Source organism: Glutamicibacter sp. AGC84, assembly GCF_053543575.1.
This window is the reverse complement of the sequence record NZ_JBLVOC010000005.1, coordinates 249,058-266,357: the sequence shown is the minus strand read 5'-3', so window position 1 is coordinate 266,357 and position 17,300 is coordinate 249,058. Positions and strand designations below refer to the sequence as shown.

The 17,300-nt window shown below is 58.4% G+C and carries 19 protein-coding genes and 1 pseudogene; 5 read left to right on the top strand and 15 right to left on the bottom strand.

Translation table 11 applies throughout. The annotated features are described in order from the left end of the window. Positions 1 to 40: 40 nt before the first annotated feature. Together mscL and coaA are read right to left on the bottom strand one after the other, a co-directional pair. Entirely contained in the window at positions 41 to 439 is a 399-nt protein-coding gene (mscL, locus tag ACNPN0_RS03095; RefSeq protein WP_105657635.1) for a large conductance mechanosensitive channel protein MscL, read from the bottom strand. A gap of 110 nt (positions 440 to 549) precedes the next feature. Next, complete coding sequence (gene coaA / locus ACNPN0_RS03090) at positions 550 to 1,509, bottom strand: type I pantothenate kinase (protein WP_448937698.1); 960 nt, start codon at positions 1,507 to 1,509, stop codon at positions 550 to 552. Between the two features lie 167 nt (positions 1,510 to 1,676). On the opposite strand from coaA, the gene glmS reads away from it, so the two are divergent. The 3 genes from glmS (at position 1,677) to ACNPN0_RS03075 (ending at position 5,596) form a co-directional block, all read left to right on the top strand. Beyond that, positions 1,677 to 3,548, top strand: a complete 1,872-nt coding sequence (gene glmS, locus ACNPN0_RS03085) for a glutamine--fructose-6-phosphate transaminase (isomerizing) (RefSeq protein WP_332487181.1) — start codon at positions 1,677 to 1,679, stop codon at positions 3,546 to 3,548. A gap of 87 nt (positions 3,549 to 3,635) precedes the next feature. Beyond that, a complete protein-coding gene (locus tag ACNPN0_RS03080) occupies positions 3,636 to 3,986 on the top strand; it encodes a holo-ACP synthase (RefSeq protein ID WP_105657637.1) in 351 nt (116 codons plus the stop codon). A 161-nt stretch (positions 3,987 to 4,147) separates the two neighbouring features. Beyond that, positions 4,148 to 5,596 (top strand): NAD(P)H-hydrate dehydratase, encoded by a 1,449-nt coding sequence (locus ACNPN0_RS03075; RefSeq protein WP_166650718.1) that lies wholly within the window; start codon positions 4,148 to 4,150, stop codon positions 5,594 to 5,596. A gap of 13 nt (positions 5,597 to 5,609) precedes the next feature. Here the strand turns inward: ACNPN0_RS03075 and ACNPN0_RS03070 are convergent, their stop codons facing one another. The 6 genes from ACNPN0_RS03070 to truA all read right to left on the bottom strand — a co-directional run bounded on the left by ACNPN0_RS03070 (position 5,610) and on the right by truA (position 11,657). After that, the gene (locus ACNPN0_RS03070; RefSeq protein WP_448938842.1) at positions 5,610 to 6,329 is read right to left on the bottom strand and encodes an SDR family NAD(P)-dependent oxidoreductase; all 720 of its coding nucleotides are present in this window, start codon (positions 6,327 to 6,329) and stop codon (positions 5,610 to 5,612) included. 46 nt (positions 6,330 to 6,375) lie between these two features. Beyond that, the gene (locus ACNPN0_RS03065) at positions 6,376 to 7,749 is read right to left on the bottom strand and encodes a UDP-glucose dehydrogenase family protein (RefSeq protein WP_448937647.1); all 1,374 of its coding nucleotides are present in this window, start codon (positions 7,747 to 7,749) and stop codon (positions 6,376 to 6,378) included. 148 nt (positions 7,750 to 7,897) lie between these two features. Further along, positions 7,898 to 9,244 carry a phosphoglucosamine mutase gene (gene glmM / locus ACNPN0_RS03060; RefSeq protein ID WP_105657641.1) on the bottom strand — a complete coding sequence of 449 codons (1,347 nt, stop codon included), beginning with the start codon at positions 9,242 to 9,244 and terminating at the stop codon, positions 7,898 to 7,900. A gap of 169 nt (positions 9,245 to 9,413) precedes the next feature. Further along, entirely contained in the window at positions 9,414 to 9,914 is a 501-nt protein-coding gene (rpsI, locus tag ACNPN0_RS03055; RefSeq protein WP_060702200.1) for a 30S ribosomal protein S9, read from the bottom strand. A gap of 38 nt (positions 9,915 to 9,952) precedes the next feature. After that, positions 9,953 to 10,396, bottom strand: a complete 444-nt coding sequence (gene rplM / locus ACNPN0_RS03050) for a 50S ribosomal protein L13 (protein ID WP_105657642.1) — start codon at positions 10,394 to 10,396, stop codon at positions 9,953 to 9,955. A 325-nt stretch (positions 10,397 to 10,721) separates the two neighbouring features. Next, positions 10,722 to 11,657, bottom strand: a complete 936-nt coding sequence (gene truA, locus ACNPN0_RS03045) for a tRNA pseudouridine(38-40) synthase TruA (RefSeq protein ID WP_448937646.1) — start codon at positions 11,655 to 11,657, stop codon at positions 10,722 to 10,724. Positions 11,658 to 11,825: 168 nt separating this feature from the next. Between truA and ACNPN0_RS03040 the strand changes: the two genes are divergently transcribed. Both ACNPN0_RS03040 and ACNPN0_RS03035 read left to right on the top strand, forming a co-directional pair. Then, positions 11,826 to 12,278, top strand: a complete 453-nt coding sequence (locus ACNPN0_RS03040; protein ID WP_448937645.1) for a hypothetical protein — start codon at positions 11,826 to 11,828, stop codon at positions 12,276 to 12,278. Positions 12,279 to 12,405: 127 nt separating this feature from the next. Next, on the top strand, positions 12,406 to 12,846 hold the full coding sequence (locus ACNPN0_RS03035; protein ID WP_448937644.1) for a hypothetical protein: 441 nt from the start codon (positions 12,406 to 12,408) through the stop codon (positions 12,844 to 12,846). Positions 12,847 to 13,009: 163 nt separating this feature from the next. Here the strand turns inward: ACNPN0_RS03035 and rplQ are convergent. From rplQ to map, 7 genes and pseudogenes are all read right to left on the bottom strand, one after another. Beyond that, a pseudogene (rplQ, locus tag ACNPN0_RS03030) lies at positions 13,010 to 13,450 on the bottom strand (50S ribosomal protein L17); the annotation flags it as partial. Between the two features lie 82 nt (positions 13,451 to 13,532). Next, the gene (locus ACNPN0_RS03025; protein ID WP_105657647.1) at positions 13,533 to 14,534 is read right to left on the bottom strand and encodes a DNA-directed RNA polymerase subunit alpha; all 1,002 of its coding nucleotides are present in this window, start codon (positions 14,532 to 14,534) and stop codon (positions 13,533 to 13,535) included. 170 nt (positions 14,535 to 14,704) lie between these two features. Then, the gene (gene rpsK / locus ACNPN0_RS03020) at positions 14,705 to 15,106 is read right to left on the bottom strand and encodes a 30S ribosomal protein S11 (RefSeq protein WP_038992179.1); all 402 of its coding nucleotides are present in this window, start codon (positions 15,104 to 15,106) and stop codon (positions 14,705 to 14,707) included. 43 nt (positions 15,107 to 15,149) lie between these two features. After that, positions 15,150 to 15,524: a 30S ribosomal protein S13 gene (gene rpsM / locus ACNPN0_RS03015; RefSeq protein WP_105657648.1), complete on the bottom strand. Its 375-nt coding sequence runs from the start codon at positions 15,522 to 15,524 to the stop codon at positions 15,150 to 15,152. Positions 15,525 to 15,672: 148 nt separating this feature from the next. Continuing rightward, complete coding sequence (gene rpmJ, locus ACNPN0_RS03010) at positions 15,673 to 15,786, bottom strand: 50S ribosomal protein L36 (RefSeq protein WP_013349661.1); 114 nt, start codon at positions 15,784 to 15,786, stop codon at positions 15,673 to 15,675. A gap of 125 nt (positions 15,787 to 15,911) precedes the next feature. Then, entirely contained in the window at positions 15,912 to 16,133 is a 222-nt protein-coding gene (gene infA, locus ACNPN0_RS03005) for a translation initiation factor IF-1 (RefSeq protein WP_013349662.1), read from the bottom strand. 230 nt (positions 16,134 to 16,363) lie between these two features. Next, entirely contained in the window at positions 16,364 to 17,197 is an 834-nt protein-coding gene (gene map / locus ACNPN0_RS03000) for a type I methionyl aminopeptidase (protein ID WP_133833629.1), read from the bottom strand. Positions 17,198 to 17,300 lie beyond the last annotated feature (103 nt).

Sequence of the window (17,300 nt, the reverse complement as noted above, 5' to 3'; positions counted from 1 at the left end):
TGCTGCGCCCCGCCCCTTGGAGACGGATGTTTGTCAGGGCTTAGCGCAGAGTCTTCAGCTCGTCGCGGATCTGGGCGAGCAGCTCCAGCTGTGGATCTACTTCTTCCTCTGGCTCTTCTGCACCGGCAGCACGGCGTGCAGCCAGTCGCTCGTTGAGCTTGGTCATTGGCAGAACCAGCGCGAAGTAGACAGCTGCAGCAATCAGCAGGAAGTTGACCAGTGCAGTGAGGAAGACACCGAACTTGATGTCAACGCCGTCAATGGTTAGCAACAAGAAGCTGTCGAAGTTTGGAGATCCAACCAGGGCAGCGATCAATGGCATCAGCACATTATCGACCAAGGCGGTGACTACGGCGCCGAAGGCAGCGCCGATAACAACAGCAACGGCCAGATCGACAACGTTGCCCTTCATAATAAAATCGCGGAAACCTTTTAGCATGGTTAGAGCATACACAGGAAAATCACAGCAAGACTACGAATTTGGGCTCCGATCTGTAATAGTTCGGCAAATTCACAGAAATCGTTTGCTTAGATATCAGCTGAAGAAGCCTAGATTTTCCTCAATAGCATCCTGCGCACCGAGTGATCCGCCGCCTTGCGCAGTACTAATTGCGCCCGCCCACGCGTAGGCAAGACGTTTTCCCTGAGGTTCTGCTCGTTAATGCGCTTCCAGATACCGTGAGCAGTTTCCCGTGCCTCGACATCAGTGAGCTGGGCATAGCGGTGGAAGTAGCTGGCCGGGTCGGAGAAGGCACCGGAGCGCAGACGCATAAACCGCTTAATGTACCACTCTTCGATATCCGCGGTACGCGCATCCACATAGACGGAGAAGTCGAAGAAGTCGCTCAGGGCCAGGCCCACGGTTCCATCGGAACGGGTTCGAGCAGGCTGCAATACGTTCAGTCCCTCGACAATCAATACCTGCGGTGAGCGGATTACATTGCGCTCCCCCGGGATGATGTCGTAGGTCAGGTGCGAGTAGACCGGAGCACTTACTTCTGGGGCACCAGACTTTACCGCCGAGACAAAGCGCAGCAGCGCCCGCCGGTCATAGGATTCGGGGAACCCCTTGCGGTGCATGATCCCGCGGCGCTCAAGCTCGGCATTCGGGTACAAGAAACCATCAGTGGTTATGAGCTGGACATCAGGCGTATGCGGCCAGCGGCGCAGCATTTCCTGCAGTACACGAGCAGTTGTGGACTTTCCCACGGCAACCGAGCCGGCGACGCCGATGACAAAAGGCGTGCGGCTGGTCTGCTCGCCCAAGAAGGTAGTGGTTGCCTGATGCGTCGCGCCGGCACCCTCGACATAAAGCGACAGCAGGCGGCTCAGTGGCAGGTAGACGTCCCGGACCTCTTGCAAGTCCAGCTGGTCGCCGAGGCCGCGTAGCCGCTCAATGTCCGAATAATTCAGCGGCTGTTCCATTTGATTGGACAGGCGCGCCCATGTCTCGCGCTCCAGTTCAACGAAAGGCGAGATAGGCGTTTCAAGTGTTCCGTGTGGTTCCACGAGGGTAAATTCTGCCAAGAATATGCTCCACATCCCAATTAACAACATCAACAAGGCAATTGGATTAGTCAAAAAACGGCCGACTGGTGATCTAAGACATAGGTAATTTTGAGTGCTCCGACACGATTATTCCCATCGATAGGCATTGAACCGGTAGGATTTTTCCCATGTGCGGAATTGTTGGATATGCAGGAACCTCGAGCCAGGTCGCCGATCATGGCGCCCTCGACGTTCTAATTGAAGGTTTGCGTCGGTTGGAATACCGCGGCTACGACTCGGCCGGTGTCGCTGTTGTTGCCGATGGCGCCATTCATTCTCGTAAGAAGGCCGGCAAGCTGGTCAATCTGGAAAATGAAATTGCCGAGTCCCCATTGCCTAAGTCGATGACCGGCATTGGGCATACCCGTTGGGCAACCCACGGTGGTCCGAGCGATCAGAACGCTCACCCACACCTGGCCGATGGTGGCAAGCTTGCCATGATCCACAACGGAATTATTGAAAACTTCGCCGGCATCAAGGCCGGCTTGGCAGCCGAGGGCGTTGAATTCCTCTCGGATACCGATACCGAGGTTGCCGCAGCTCTGCTGGGCAAGCTCTACAGCTCCGAGGCCGAAGGCGATTTGACCCGCGCCATGCAGCTTGCTGTTCAGCAGCTCGAAGGTGCTTTCACCCTCTTGGCAGTTCACCAGGACCACCCAGGTGTTGTCGTTGCGGCTCGCCGCAACTCCCCTCTGGTTCTCGGTCTGGGCGATGGCGAAAACTTCCTGGGTTCGGATGTCTCCGGCTTCATCGACTTCACCCGTCGTGCCGTAGAACTGGGCCAGGACCAGATCGTAACCATCACCCCGGATAACCATTCCATCACCGACTTCGACGGCAACCCGGCCGAAGGCAAGGAATTCACCGTTGACTGGGATGCAGCCAGCGCTGAAAAGGGTGGCTTCCCATCCTTCATGGAGAAGGAAATCTTCGACCAGCCTGCAGCTGTTGCCGACACCCTGCTGGGCCGCTCGGACGCTGATGGCCGACTGACCCTGGACGAACTGCGTATCGCTCCAGAGGAACTGGCCGAAATCTCCAAGATTGTTGTTCTTGCTTGCGGCACCTCGGCATATGCCGGCTCCGTGGCCAAGTACGCTATCGAGTCCTGGTGCCGTATCCCGGTAGAAGTTGAGCTCTCCCACGAGTTCCGCTACCGCGAGCCAATCGTGGACGAAAAGACCCTGATCGTTTCGATCTCCCAGTCCGGCGAAACCATGGACACCTTGATGGCTGTGCGTTACGCCAAGGAGCAGGGCGCCAAGACCATGTCGATCTGCAACACCAACGGATCGACCATCCCACGCGAATCGGATGCGGTGCTGTACACCCACGCTGGTCCGGAAATTGCTGTGGCTTCCACCAAGGCATTCCTGGCACAGATCACCGCAACCTACCTGCTGGGCCTGTACCTGGCGCAGCTGCGCGGCAACCTGTTCCAGGGCCAGATCAAGGACATCCTTGCCGACCTGGGCAAGATCCCTTCCAAGATCCAGGACGTCTTGGACCGCGCGGAAGAGATCAAGGATCTGGCACGCAACATGTCAGATGCCAACTCCGTGCTGTTCCTGGGCCGCCACGTAGGCTACCCGGTAGCAATGGAAGGCGCCTTGAAGCTCAAGGAAATCGCCTACATCCATGCTGAAGGCTTCGCCGCTGGCGAGCTGAAGCACGGCCCTATCGCCCTGATCGACGATGGCCAGCCAGTGTTCGTCGTAGTTCCTTCCCCTCGCGGTCGCGACTCGCTGCACTCCAAGGTTGTCTCCAATATCCAGGAAGTGCGCGCCCGTGGCGCTAAGACCCTGGTTATTGCCGAAGATGGCGATGCTGCGGTCAAGGACTTCTCCGAGTGGGTCTTCTACGTGCCAGAAACCCCAACCCTGCTGATGCCTCTGCTGGCCACCGTGCCACTGCAGATCTTCGCTTGCGAACTGGCATCCGCCAAGGGCTTCGATGTCGACCAGCCACGCAACTTGGCCAAGTCGGTGACCGTGGAGTAATCCACCGAGCACCAGAATTGCGGGCATTCCCTTTCCGGTAATGCCCGCAATTTTTATGCCCTGCAAGCACTGGATAAACTGATAGGCATGATTGCAGGAATTGGAGTGGACATCGTTGATGTGCCGCGTTTTGGCCGCCAGCTCGAGAAGACTCCACGCTTGCGTGAACGGCTCTTCACCGAAGAAGAGCGGGGCCTGCCCCTGCGATCCCTGGCGGCCCGCTTCGCGGCCAAGGAAGCCATCGCCAAGGCGCTGGGAGCTCCTGCGGGCATGAACTGGCAGGACTGCACTATCCGCAAAGATGAAGCCGGTGATCCCCAGGTTCACAACACTGGTTCAGTGGCCGCTGCCAGCGAGCTGCGTGGCATCAAATCATGGCATCTGACCATGTCCCACGATGGAGATATGGCTATCGCAATGGTGGTTGCAGAACGCTAGGCACCAACGCCACGACGAAAGAATAACGACACGCATCTCATTAAATAGGGCATCGCACAGGTGCCTTGAGTATTGTTTGTCTTATGATTCCTGTCTACAGTGTTGCGCAAATTCGTGCGGTTGAAGCCCAGGAGAACTCCAAGCGGGGCGAGACCAGCTTAATGAAGCAAGCAGCCGCCCATTTGGCTTCAACGGCAGTCGCCATGCTGACCGAGAATTCCAGCGCCGATCCGGCTTTCGTGGTGGCGCTTATCGGCCCGGGCAACAACGGTGGAGATGGCTTGTATGCACTGGCAGAGCTCCAACTGCAGAAGATTTCCACTCTGGCTCTGCAGTGCCACGAACAGATCCATGCCGAAGGTGCTGCAGCATATCAAGCTGCCGGCGGTACCGTGCTGGACCTCTCCGACGGTCAAGGCGAATTAGCTAATGCCTCGCTCATTATTGACGCCATCTACGGCCTTGGATACCGTGCCGGCTCTGATTTGCCGAAGCTTCCTGCTGGCGCACGGGTGTTGGCCTGCGATATTCCTTCAGGCCTGGATCCTGAAACGGGCGTTGCGCAGGACTCTGTTCTTCGCGCAGAACGCACGGTAACTTTCGGGGCCATGAAATCCGGTCTTCTGTCTGTAGACGGACCGCTGGTTACCGGTGACATTACCGTGGCAGATCTCGAATTCGACTTTTCTTCCGTCCAAGCTGGAACGCAGCTTGTGGACGAGGTGGCCACTCGCGAGCTGCTGGACCAGCACCGCTCTTGGCGGGATGCCGGACGGCACAAGTACCAGCGTGGAGTCCTGGGACTCATCGCCGGTTCCGGCCTTTATCCCGGAGCTGCTCAGCTGACCGCCAAGGCCGCTGTAGCCTGCGGCGTCGGATTGCTTCGCACCCACGTGCCAGAATCCATTCAGCCGCTCATGGCCGTCGCCGTGCCGGAGTCCGTGCCACTGGATGATGAGCAGATCAAGGAAGCGCTGTCTTCCTCCCGCCGTCAGATTCACGGCAAGGGCGCCAAGATCAAGGCTTGGGCCATTGGCCCGGGCTTGGATGGACGCACTCCCCCGACTGGCGCCATCGCTGATGTCTTTGCCAGCCCGCAGCCGGCCGTCATTGACGCGTCCGGATTGGAAGTCGTTCCTGCCGGCCCAAGCGAGCAGCCTCGCGTGCTGACGCCTCATGCCAAGGAACTGCGCATGCTGCTCAGCCGCGCTGGAGTGAAGATCACTCCCGATGAGATTTCCCAGGACCCGATTCGCTGGACCCGGTGGGCCGCCCTGGCATACAACGCCGTGGTCCTGCTCAAGGGACCAACCAGCTACATTGTGGCCCCCAATGGCGACAGCCTGATGGTGAGCCACTCGGCACCAGAATTGGCCACTGCAGGCAGCGGCGATGTCCTGACCGGCATCCTGGGCTACATGCTCTCCGACAGCTCGCTCACGGGCACCGAAGGCCTGCGAACCGTGCCTAACCGCCGCATGATGGAACTGACCGCGTGTGCCGCTTACATTCATGGCCACCTGGGCCGGGTGACCGCTTCAGAGGGAACTGTCAATGCTTCGCGCCTGATCGAGAACCTGCCTAAGGTCATGAAGCAGTTCGGCTTCTAGGCTCTGGGTCCCTCTAGAGGCCGCCAGAAACTTTGAGAACGCTGCCGGTGGTGTAGGCGGCTTCGCTAGACAATAGCCAAGCCACCGCACCGGCTACTTCTGTCGGCTTGCCTGCGCGTCCCATCGGGATCGTCTCGGCGATTTGCGCAGGGCGCTGTGGATCCTTATGGAATTCAGTCCAAAGCGTTCCCGGGCTAACCGCATTCACTCGGATGCAGTCCTTAGCCAGTTCCTTGGACAGTCCCACTGTCAAGGCTTCTACTCCGGCCTTGGCTGCAGCGTAATGCACGTACGTGAAGGGGCTTCCGGATTCAGCCGCCACCGATGAAATGTTCACGATTGCACCACCGCCATGTGACTGGAGCAGGGGCAGCGCATATTTAATGCAGGTAATTGGGCCCAGAAGGTTCACGTTCAGATCCGCGGCGATATCGGTCAACTCGTTGTCTGCCAGATTTCCGATGGCCGTCGCTGATCCCGCGTTGTTTACCAGTCCTTCAAGTTCACCAATGTCCTTCACTCGGGCGAAGAACCTTGCCACTGATTCTTCATTGGCGCAGTCGATCTGCAGGACATGGCAAATAGCGCCGAGCTCACGGACTTTATCTGCCACTGCCTGCGCCGATTTCTCATCCTGCCTGTAGCCGATGATCAAGTTGCGGTCGGTGGCTAGACGCACCGCAATCGCGGCTCCTAAGCCACGACCACCGCCGGTGACCACAGTGTATGCCATGAGGCTCGCTCTCTCTTGCAGTTGCAGTCGCGTACCGCAGCTAGCTTCAGGAAGCCTGTACCGGAATCGAGGTAGTTGCCGGAGCCATGTTGCCCAGCTCGAAGTATTCACCCGGACCGGTAACAGTCCAGCCCTGATTCCGCCATTCAGGGCGGTCCAGGACGTTGCGCCCGTCAATCAGCTGCTTGTTGGCCACTACATCCGCCAGATCCGACGGATTCAGTTCGCGGAATTCATTCCATTCGGTCAGCACCAAGGTCAGGTCCGCATCCTTCGCCGCTTCCTTGAAGGAATCAACGTAGTTCAAGCGCGGGAAACGGCCGGCAGCGTTGGCGTTGCCTTCTGGGTCGTAGACCGAGACTTCAGCGCCCTCGTTGTACAGGCGGACGGCGATATCCAGTGCTGGCGAGTCCCGCACATCATCGCTGTTCGGCTTGAAAGTCACGCCGAGTACGCAGACATGCTTGCCTGCCAGCTCATTGCCCAGCATGTGCGAGGCCAGCGAGACCACGCGGTCACGGCGTCGCAAATTGATCTGGTCGACTTCAGCCAAGAAGCCCATGGTCTGGCTCAGGCCAAGTTCGCTGACGCGTGCTTGGAGGGCTCGAATGTCCTTGGGCAGGCAACCGCCACCGAAGCCCACTCCAGCGTTCAGGAAACGGCGTCCAATGCGCTTATCGTGGCCAATGGCGTCGGCAAGGACCTTGATGTCGCCGCCTACGGTTTCAGTCACCTCCGCAAAGGCGTTGATGAAAGAAATCTTGGTAGCCAGGAAGGCGTTGGCTGCAACCTTGACCAGTTCTGCAGTCTCCAGGTCCGTGGCGATCTCCGGAGTATCCAAGGCAAGGATCGGTGCATAGACTTTGCGCAGCAGTTCCAGTCCGCGTTCATGCTCCAGGCCGTAGACGAGGCGATCGGGGCGCAGGGTATCCTGGACGGCGAAGCCTTCGCGAAGGAACTCCGGATTCCATGCCAGCGCGATGCTGCTTCCGTTCTTGGCGTCCTGGGCAATTTTCTCGCTCAGCCGGCGTGCGGTGCCTACCGGCACGGTGGACTTGCCGACAATCAGCGCTTCGCCGGTGATGTGCTCCAGCAGCGAATCCACGGCACCGTCTACGTAGGACATGTCTGCTGATTGCGAGTCGGCGCGCTGCGGGGTGCCCACGGTGATGAAGTGGATATCCGCGCCGGCAGCGACTTCTGCGTAGCTGTCGGTGAAGCGCAGGCGTCCGGAGGCCACATGCTTGCGCAGCAGTTCTGGCAGGCCTGGCTCGTGGAAGGGCAGAACGCCAGCGGCCAGTGCTTCCAGCTTGGCTTTGTCTACGTCCAGTCCAATGACTTCATAGCCCAGTTCAGCCATGCAGGCGGCATGGGTTGCACCGAGGTAGCCGGTGCCGATCACGCTGATGCGTAAAGTCACGAAAGTCCTTCTCTCCGAGAACGCGAACCGATATCAGTTTCTATTAGTTAGCATGCCACACCCCCGCAGCCTGTTCCGGCGTGGAACGCGCTGCGGGGGTGTGAGTTTTCTTGATATTTACGTGTTGGTTGCTGGGAAGCTACTGGGCCTAGAGGGCCAGATGCTCCTTGACCGATCCTGCCAGGGCTTCGGCTTCGGCCTGGGCCTGCTCGTGGGTAGCTGCCTCGACCATGACGCGAACTACTGGCTCGGTCCCCGATGGACGCAGCAGCACACGGCCGGTGGTGCCCAAGCGTGCCTCAGCAGCGGCAATTGCCCGTTGCAGCGGTTCGCATTCTGGAACGCTGGCCTTGTCTACGCCGCGTACGTTGATCAGCACCTGTGGCAGGACGGTCAGCACGGCAGCAAGTTCCTTCAGGGTCTTGCCGGTAGCCTTCACGCGGGCCGCAATCATCAGGCCGGTCAGCACGCCGTCGCCGGTGGTGGCGTGCTTGGAGAAGATCACGTGGCCGGATTGCTCGCCACCCAGGGAGTAATCGCCTTCGCGCATGCCTTCGAGCACGTAGCGGTCACCCACGCCGGTCTGCTTAACAGTGATGCCTGCTGCTTCCATGGCCAGGGTCAGGCCGAGGTTGCTCATCACGGTGGCAACCAGGGTGTTGTCCTTGAGTTCGCCGCGGTCCTTCATGTCCAGTGCCATGACGGCCATGATCTGGTCACCGTCGACGACGGTGCCTTCATGGTCTACTGCAAGACAGCGGTCAGCGTCGCCGTCGTGCGCGATGCCCAGGTCCGCGCCGTGCTCCAGCACAGCGGCCTGCAGCTTCTCCAGGTGGGTGGAGCCGTAGCCGTCATTGATGTTGATGCCGTCCGGATCTGCGCCAATCACGACGATCTCTGCGCCGGCAGCCTTGAAAACCTCTGGGGAGCAGCCCGAAGCAGCGCCGTGGGCGCAGTCCAGAACGACCTTCATGCCATCCAGCCGGTTGGGCAGTGCCTGCAGCAGGTGCATGATGTAGCGGTCCTCAGCGTCGGCGAAACGCGAGACTCGACCTACCTCACCGCCGGTTGGACGTGGCTTTGGCATCTTCAAGCAGGCTTCGATGGCATCTTCCAGCGCATCGTCCAGCTTCTTGCCGCCACGGGCCAAGAACTTAATACCGTTATCCGGAGCCGCGTTGTGCGAGGCGGAGATCATGACACCGAAATCGGCGTTCAGGTCCCCTACCAGGAATGCCGCCGCAGGAGTCGGCAGCGTGCCGGCATCCATGACGTCGACGCCGGAGGCGGCCAGGCCGGCCTCAATTGCGGCAGACAGGAAGTCACCACTGATGCGCGGGTCCTTGGCAACCACAGCGACCGGCTTGTAGCCGTCCTCTGGCTGGCTCAAGCCCAGCACCACCGATGCCGCCTGCGCCAGTTCCAGCGCGAGCTCGGGAGTTAACAGTTCGTTTGCTTTTCCTCGGACCCCATCGGTCCCAAATAACCTTGCCATCGCCTTCAATCATATGCCCTCTGCATTGATTTATACGGCTTAAAGTCCCGCATTGGCAGTGAGATGAGAAAAGATTAATGGGATCTTGCAGTCTTCGGCGTTAAAAGGCCAAAGGCCCCGGCGTCCTTTGCAGGATGCCAGGGCCTTTGGAAAGACCTTGAAGCAAGGTTTAGCGCTTCGAGAACTGCGAAGCCTTACGTGCCTTCTTCAGACCAGCCTTCTTGCGCTCGATGACGCGTGCGTCACGAGTCAAGTAGCCAGCCTTCTTCAGGGTGGCGCGGTTTGCATCGCGATCGATCTCGTTCAGCGAGCGAGCGATACCCAAACGCAGTGCACCGGCCTGGCCGGAAATGCCGCCACCGTTGATACGAGCGATAACGTCGTAAGCACCCTCAAGACCAAGGATCTTGAAAGGCTCGTTGACGTCCTGCTGGTGCAGCTTGTTAGGGAAGAAGTTCTCCAGGGTGCGACCGTTAACGGTCCACTTGCCGGTGCCTGGTACCAGGCGAACGCGGGCGATAGCCTGCTTGCGACGGCCAACTGCTGCACCTGGAACGGTCAGCGGAGCGCGCTCGGTTTCGGCAACTACAGCCGAAGCAGAGGTCTCGGTGGTGTAAGTCGAAGGGGTCTCGCCTTCGAATTCAGTGGTTTCTTCAGCGTTCTGAGCCACGATAATCTCCTATTAAGTATTTCTTCTCGGGGCCAGGACTACTGAGCGACCTGGGTGATTTCCAGTGCCTTTGGCGACTGAGCAGCGTGTGGGTGCTCGGCGCCGCGGTAGACCTTCAGCTTCGACAGCTGGGCATCGGAAAGCTTGTTCTTAGGCAGCATGCCCTTGATGGCCTTCTCAACAGCCAGTACTGGGTTCTTTTCCAGCAGGTCTGCGTAGTTGATGCTCTTCAGGCCACCTGGGAAACCGGAGTGGCGGTAAGCGCGCTTGTTCAGCAGCTTCTTACCGGTCAGTGCAACCTTGTCTGCATTGATGATGATGACATGGTCGCCCATGTCCATGTGTGCAGCATAGGTTGGCTTGTGCTTGCCGCGCAGCAGGGTTGCGGCCTGGACGGCGAGACGGCCGAGTACTACGTCGGTGGCGTCAATGACAAACCACTGACGAGTCTGGTCAGCCGGCTTTGGGGTGTACGTACGCACAGTAATTGCCTTACGTTGATTCGTTTCTGGTCAAACAGTCGCTTGGCTGAAGGCGGTGAGATCCCCCAGTGACAGGCACTGTCGTGTTGTTCTTGTGTTTAGACCAGTACGCCAGGTGAGGACTGATGATAACCGGCCGTCCATATATTGTTCGCACACCCAGCAGACCAGCGACTATGCAACTAAGCCGTCACGCTTGGGCGTGTAGTGTCGAACGTGGACATACACAACTCATAAAAGTTTAGCGGATTAAAGTGTTTCCGGCCAAAAAAGCATGTACGTCGTGAGCAACAACACCCTTAAGATCCCGGGGATTATCGGCTAGTCAGCTTTCCATGCAGGCTTCGTCAACCTCGGCTTCGGTTCGCCGTGCGCGGGTCAGGAGTGCTCGTTCTGCCAGTTCTTCGGCCTCTGGGTAGTAGACCTCTTCGAGGACCAGGGCCCGCGGGTGCGAAAGCTTGGTCTTGGAGTCGCGGACCATCTGTTCCAGCCGCTGGGCCAGGAACCCCGGTTGCTCACGCCCATCCCCCACCATCATCGCGGCACCGATTAGCGCACGGACCATGTTGTGGCAGAAGGCATCGGCCTTCAAATGGGCCAGCACCAAGCCGTCAGCTCCGCGGGTGAAGGTGAACTCCTGCAGGGTACGAATGGTCGTGGCATGCGGACGGGGCTTGCAGTAGGTCAAGAAGTCGTGGCGGCCCAGCACGCTTTGCGCCTCGCGATTCATCGCCTCGACATCCAGCTCTTCACGGTGCCACGTGGTCAGGTGGCGGGTCAGTGGATCCCAGCGCTGCTGCCCATCGGCAATCCGGTAGGAGTAGCGGCGGGCCAGCGCAGAGAAGCGGGCATCGAAGCCTTCTGGTGCGCGTTCGGCTTCATGCACCCAAACGGCACCATCCTGACGGCCAAGGATGCCGTTGATGCGGCGTACGAGCGCAGGACCGGGAGCCATGGGCGCCTTGCGTGGCAATCCCGCGTATTCTTCCTCGGTCAAATCGAAGTGCACCACCTGGTGGCGGGCATGCACACCTGCATCGGTGCGTCCGGCAACAACCACGCGCACGCGGCGCCGGATCATCATTTCCAGGGCCTCTTCAACCAGCTGCTGCACGCCCAAGACATTGGGCTGGCGAGCCCAACCGCTATAGGCGGCACCGTCGTATCCGAGCACCATGCGCATGCGGATCCATGCTGGTGCTGCAGTGGCCCCCAATGCGGTGGTGCCCATTGGATCGATGCTTTCTGGCTGAGTACTCATGTATTCAATTATGCGTAAGCAGACGCGCAACCGTCGAATCAAGTGCCCGCCTTCACGCCGTTATCCACAGGCGCCAAAACGAGAGCTGCTGCCGGGAGTAGCCTATGTGCATTCCACGGACCTGCCGCGCAGGCGGCTGGTTCACCAGCACCGTTCTAAGGACTCGCCATGTTCAGGAATGCAGTTAGCTTTATCGCGATATCCGCTGCTGTCCCGCTCTGCTTAAGCGGTTGCAGTTCGGGACAGCTGAGCACAAAGCAATCATGCGACCTCATTAATGAACTGGCCGTAGAGCATTCCATCGAGGAAAAGTGGGCCCTGGCATATATGGGAATTCTTGCGCAGAATTCCCAACCTGCGATTGAGGCTATGGAAACAGCCATCGGCATCTACCGGGAAGTCTCCGAGCAAACTGGCAATAGGCACTTGCGCACTGCATTGCGGTCCGAAATCGAAAACTACCAAGACTTCATTGACCTCATTGCCAACCGCTCCTTTGACGACCCAAAGCTCTCGTCAGACGTTGAGGCAGCCGAGGGCGGACTGCAAGATCAATACACCGACTATGTGCGTGAAACGTGCCCAGCTTCCGCTTCTGAACCTGATCCGTCCGCTTCTTAGGAACCCGCTGCTTGCCGATCCGCTCATGACATACACTGCCTGCAATAACTCCTGATTATAGAATAAACAGGTACTTATCGGTGCCTCACGTGCTGGGCCATCGGATCATCATCGTCTAAGGATCTCCATGTCGAAAAAGTTCGCGGCATCTGCCGCTGCGCTCACCCTTGCATCTGTCATGCTCACTGGTTGCAGTGCAGGCAAACTGTCCACCGAGGAAACCTGCGTTTACATCAACGACCAAGTGGCTGAACGCGGACTGCAGAAGAAGGCGGAGGACTCCAGCGCTGAGCTCTTGGCTGGCGATACATCGGCTTATGCCGAGATCATGAACGAGTTTGATTCCATCCTGGGCGAAGCCGCTGAGAACACGAAGGACAACAAGCTTGCCACCTCCTTGAATGCGGCATCGGAGCAGACCAAGAAAATGGCTGGCCTGATGGCTGAGGGCAACAGCAGCAACATGATGGAAATTTCGCAGCAGATCGCCGAACTGGATACGGCTGAAGCTTCCGAGGCTACGGAATACCTGAATACGGCTTGCCCGGATATGGATTCGTTCAGCTAGGCAATTCCAAGATGCGGATGCCCCTGCCCTCCAACTGACGGGCAAGATCACCCGCGTCTTCACGCAAACAGGCAAAAAAGATTCCCGTTGGTTCCTTGCGGATCCAACGGGAATCTTTTTCGCCTTTGCAGGCGAGAGAGCATTAGCTCGAAGGGGCTTAGGCCTCTTCGGTCTCAGCAGCCTTCTCGGCAGCCTTGGTGGCTTCCTTGACGACAGCCTGCTTTGGCGAAACTGGCTCCATCACGAGCTCGATAACAGCCATAGGAGCGTTGTCGCCCTTGCGGTTACCGATCTTGGTGATGCGGGTGTAGCCACCCTCGCGGTTTGCCATTGCTGGTGCGATGTTCTCGAACAGTTCGTGAACGATCGACTTGTTGGTGCGCGAACGCGAAGCGATGACGGCCTGGACGCGGCGACGCGAAGCCAGGTCTCCGCGCTTAGCGAAGGTGATCAGGCGCTCTGCGTGTGGACGCAGACGCTTGGCACGGGTCAGGGTGGTGGTGATCTTCTTGTTCTCGAAGAGCTGTGCCGACATGTTAGCGAAAATCAATCGCTCATGTGCTGCACTGCCGCCGAGACGCGGACCCTTGGTAGGGGTAGGCATTGTGGTTCTCCTAGATGAATAACCCGTACTGGACGAATATTTCGTTCAGTCGGATGAAGTAGTGTGTCGCTAGACGCGGGTCTTACAGACCTTCGTCGTATTCGTCGCCATCGTCGATGGCGCTACGAGCGGCCAGATCGAAGCCTGGAGGGGAATCCTTCAGGGCCAGACCCAGTTCAACCAGCTTGGCCTTGACTTCGTCAATGGACTTCGCACCGAAGTTGCGGATGTCCATCAAGTCGGCCTCGGAGCGGGTTACGAGTTCACCCACAGAGTGGATGCCCTCACGCTTCAAGCAGTTGTACGAACGAACGGTGAGTTCCAGATCCTCGATCGGCAGCGCCATGTCAGCAGCCATAGCTGCATCGGTTGGCGATGGACCGATTTCGATACCTTCAGCCTGAGTGTTCAGTTCGCGGAACAAACCGAACAGCTCAACCAGGGTGGTACCTGCGGATGCAACTGCATCGCGCGGGGTGATCGATTCCTTGGTCTCCACGTCGACGATCAAACGATCGAAGTCGGTGCGCTGCTCGACACGGGTTGCTTCCACGCGGAAGGTCACCTTCAACACTGGGGAGTAGATCGAATCAACTGGGATTCGACCGATCTCGCCATCAATGTTCTTGTTCTGAGCGGCAGACACATAGCCACGGCCGCGCTCAATGGTCAGTTCCATGTCGAACTTGCCATTGGCGTTGAGGGTGGCGATGTGCAGATCAGGGTTGTGGAACTCCACACCTGCTGGAGGGGTGATGTCCGCTGCAGTAACGATGCCCGGGCCCTGCTTGCGCAGGTAGGCAACGACTGGCTCGTCGTGCTCGGAAGATACCGACAGGTTCTTGATGTTCAAGACCAGTTCGGTGACATCTTCCTTGACACCGGCTACGGTGGTGAACTCGTGCAGTACACCGTCAATTCGAACACTGGTGACAGAAGCACCAGGAATCGAAGAGAGCAGGGTACGGCGGAGCGAGTTACCAAGGGTGTAGCCAAAGCCTGGCTCCAGTGGTTCGATAACGAACCGGGAGCGGTTTTCGGCAACTACTTCTTCGGTCAGGGTTGGGCGCTGCGTAATGAGCACTTACATTTCCTTTCAGCGAGCGTCCGCTATATGACGCCTCACGGGGGTGGAAACGACGGTAGCCTGAGGTGGCCGTTCGTCTTTTTGCAGGCTAATAAGTCCAAGATAGTCACCGGAGCACCCACGAGTGAATGCTTCGGTGACTTCTTAGGCTAAGCCTAGCGAATCAATTAGACGCGGCGACGCTTCGATGGGCGGCAACCGTTGTGAGCGCTTGGGGAAACATCCTGGATGGATCCAACCTCAAGGCCAGCAGCCTGCAACGAACGGATCGCGGTTTCGCGTCCCGAGCCTGGGCCCTTGACGAAAACGTCAACCTTGCGCATGCCGTGCTCCTGAGCGCGCTTTGCAGCGGACTCAGCAGCCATCTGGGCAGCGTATGGGGTCGACTTGCGCGAACCCTTCATGCCTACCTCGCCGGCCGAAGCCCACGAGATAACAGCGCCAGTCGGATCGGTGATCGATACGATGGTGTTGTTGAAGGTGCTCTTGATATGCGCCTGTCCCTGCGCAATATTCTTTTTGTCCTTGCGACGCGGCTTACGTACCGCTCCACGAGTCTTTGGGGGCATTTCTTCTCCTACGAAAAAAGTATTTGAACTAGATCGCTAAGATTTAGCGAGTCTTCTTCTTACCTGCGACGGTACGCTTCGGGCCCTTACGGGTACGTGCGTTGGTCTTGGTGCGCTGACCGCGGACCGGCAGGCCCTTACGGTGACGAATACCTTCGTAGGATCCGATCTCAACCTTGCGGCGAATGTCAGCCTGAACCTCACGGCGCAGGTCACCTTCAACCTTGTAGGTGCCTTCGACGAAGTCGCGCAGCTGCACGAGCTGGTCATCGGTGAGATCCTTGACGCGAGTGTCCGGGCTGATGCCGGTCGCTGCGATGGTCTCTTCTGCACGGGTCTTGCCCACGCCGTAGATGTAAGTCAGCGCGATAATTACGCGCTTCTCGCGTGGAATGTCCACGCCTGCTAAACGAGCCAAGTGGCTACCTTTCAACGAACGGAGGTCTGGAGCAGTACCTTCCGTGATTGCTCACGGCCCCGGCCTCCGAATCCGGGGGTACACCAGGACTTTCGTCCTAGCTGATACTGCCTAATTGACTACGCGTGGGAATCCCGTAAAAACGGAATTAGCCCTGACGCTGCTTGTGGCGTGGGTTCTCGCAGATCACCATGACCACGCCGTTACGACGGATCACCTTGCACTTGTCGCAGATCGGCTTCACGCTAGGGTTAACCTTCAAGGCTTTGTCCTTTTGCGGTTGCAGTTAAATGTGGAGCAGTAAAAAGCTTTGCCCAAGAACATCATTCAGCGGCCGTAGCACAAGATTGCGCTGCGCACGCTGGGAAAGTCTTGGATTCTGCAGATTTACTTGTAGCGGTAAACGATGCGACCTCGGTTGAGGTCGTATGGGCTCATTTCAACCTGCACTCGGTCCTCTGGGAGGATTCGAATGTAGTGCTGACGCATCTTACCCGAGATAGTGGCGAGCACTACGTGTCCATTCGGCAGCTCCACGCGGAACATCGCGTTCGGCAGTGCTTCCGAGACGGTGCCCTCTACCTGGATGACGCCTTCCTTCTTGCCCATTTTCCCCGCTAACTTTTTTTGTTGGCAATTTCCACCAACAAGTAATTGGTTCTGGTCCTTGATCCCTGTACCGAAAACCCGAGGGTTTTAGGCGCAATTAAATCAGGAACCAACAAACAACGATACGGCATTAGTCCACACAGTGCCAATCGTTCATTGACATTTAAAATGTTAGATCCAGCACGCCACAGCCATGTGGCGTACTGGATCCGATGATTTCCAGGCTGGTGCTAGCCCTGGATCGGCGATGGGGTCACGCCGAATGGGGCCAGTCCGGCCGCTCCCCCATCGTGCGCGGTCAATACCCAGATGCCGCCCATGTGGAATGCCACGGTGTGCTCCCACTGCGAGGCGTTGGACTTGTCGTTGGTGACAACAGTCCAGTCGTCTTCCAGCACGGAGGTTTCGATGCCACCGCGAACCAGCATTGGCTCGATGGCCAAGCACATGCCCGGCTTGATGCGTGGGCCGCGGTGCCCCGAGTTGTAGTTCAGCACATCCGGTGCCATGTGCATCTGCGAACCGATGCCATGGCCGCAGTAATCCTCGAGGATGCCCAGCTCGTCGCCTGGCTGGCTGGTGACGAAGTCATCGATGGCCTGGCCGATCTGGCCGATGAAGCGTGCGTTGGCCGCCGCGGCGATGCCGGCCCACATGGCCTGCTCGGTGATGTCGCTCAGGCGCTGGTCAGCTGGGTCGATGTTCTCGCCCACCAGCACGGTGCGTGCCGAGTCGGAGTGCCAGCCGTCGATGATGGCGCCGCCATCGATCTTCAGCACGTCGCCGTCCCTCAGCTCGTAGTCCGATGGGAAGCCGTGGACTACCTCGTGATTGACCGAAGCGCAGATGTTCGCTGGGAAGCCATGGTAGCCAAGGAAGTTGCTGGTCGCGTTGTGGCGTTCGAGCACCTTGCCAAAGGCCTGGTTGATCTCTTCGGTCCGCACCCCGGGCCGAGCCATCGCAACGGCTTCGTCCAGCGCTTCAGCCAGCACCAATCCGGCCTGGCGCATCTTCAGGATCTCGGAGTTGGATTTGTACTCGATTTTCGGCTGTCCTAAAGCCAATGTGATTCCCCTGCCTCAAAGTGTGATGTCCTTGCCGTGTGCCGCTGCCGGCAACCGCAAGGTCCATCAATGCAAAAAGTGCGCAGGGACCGGGCTGCAACAT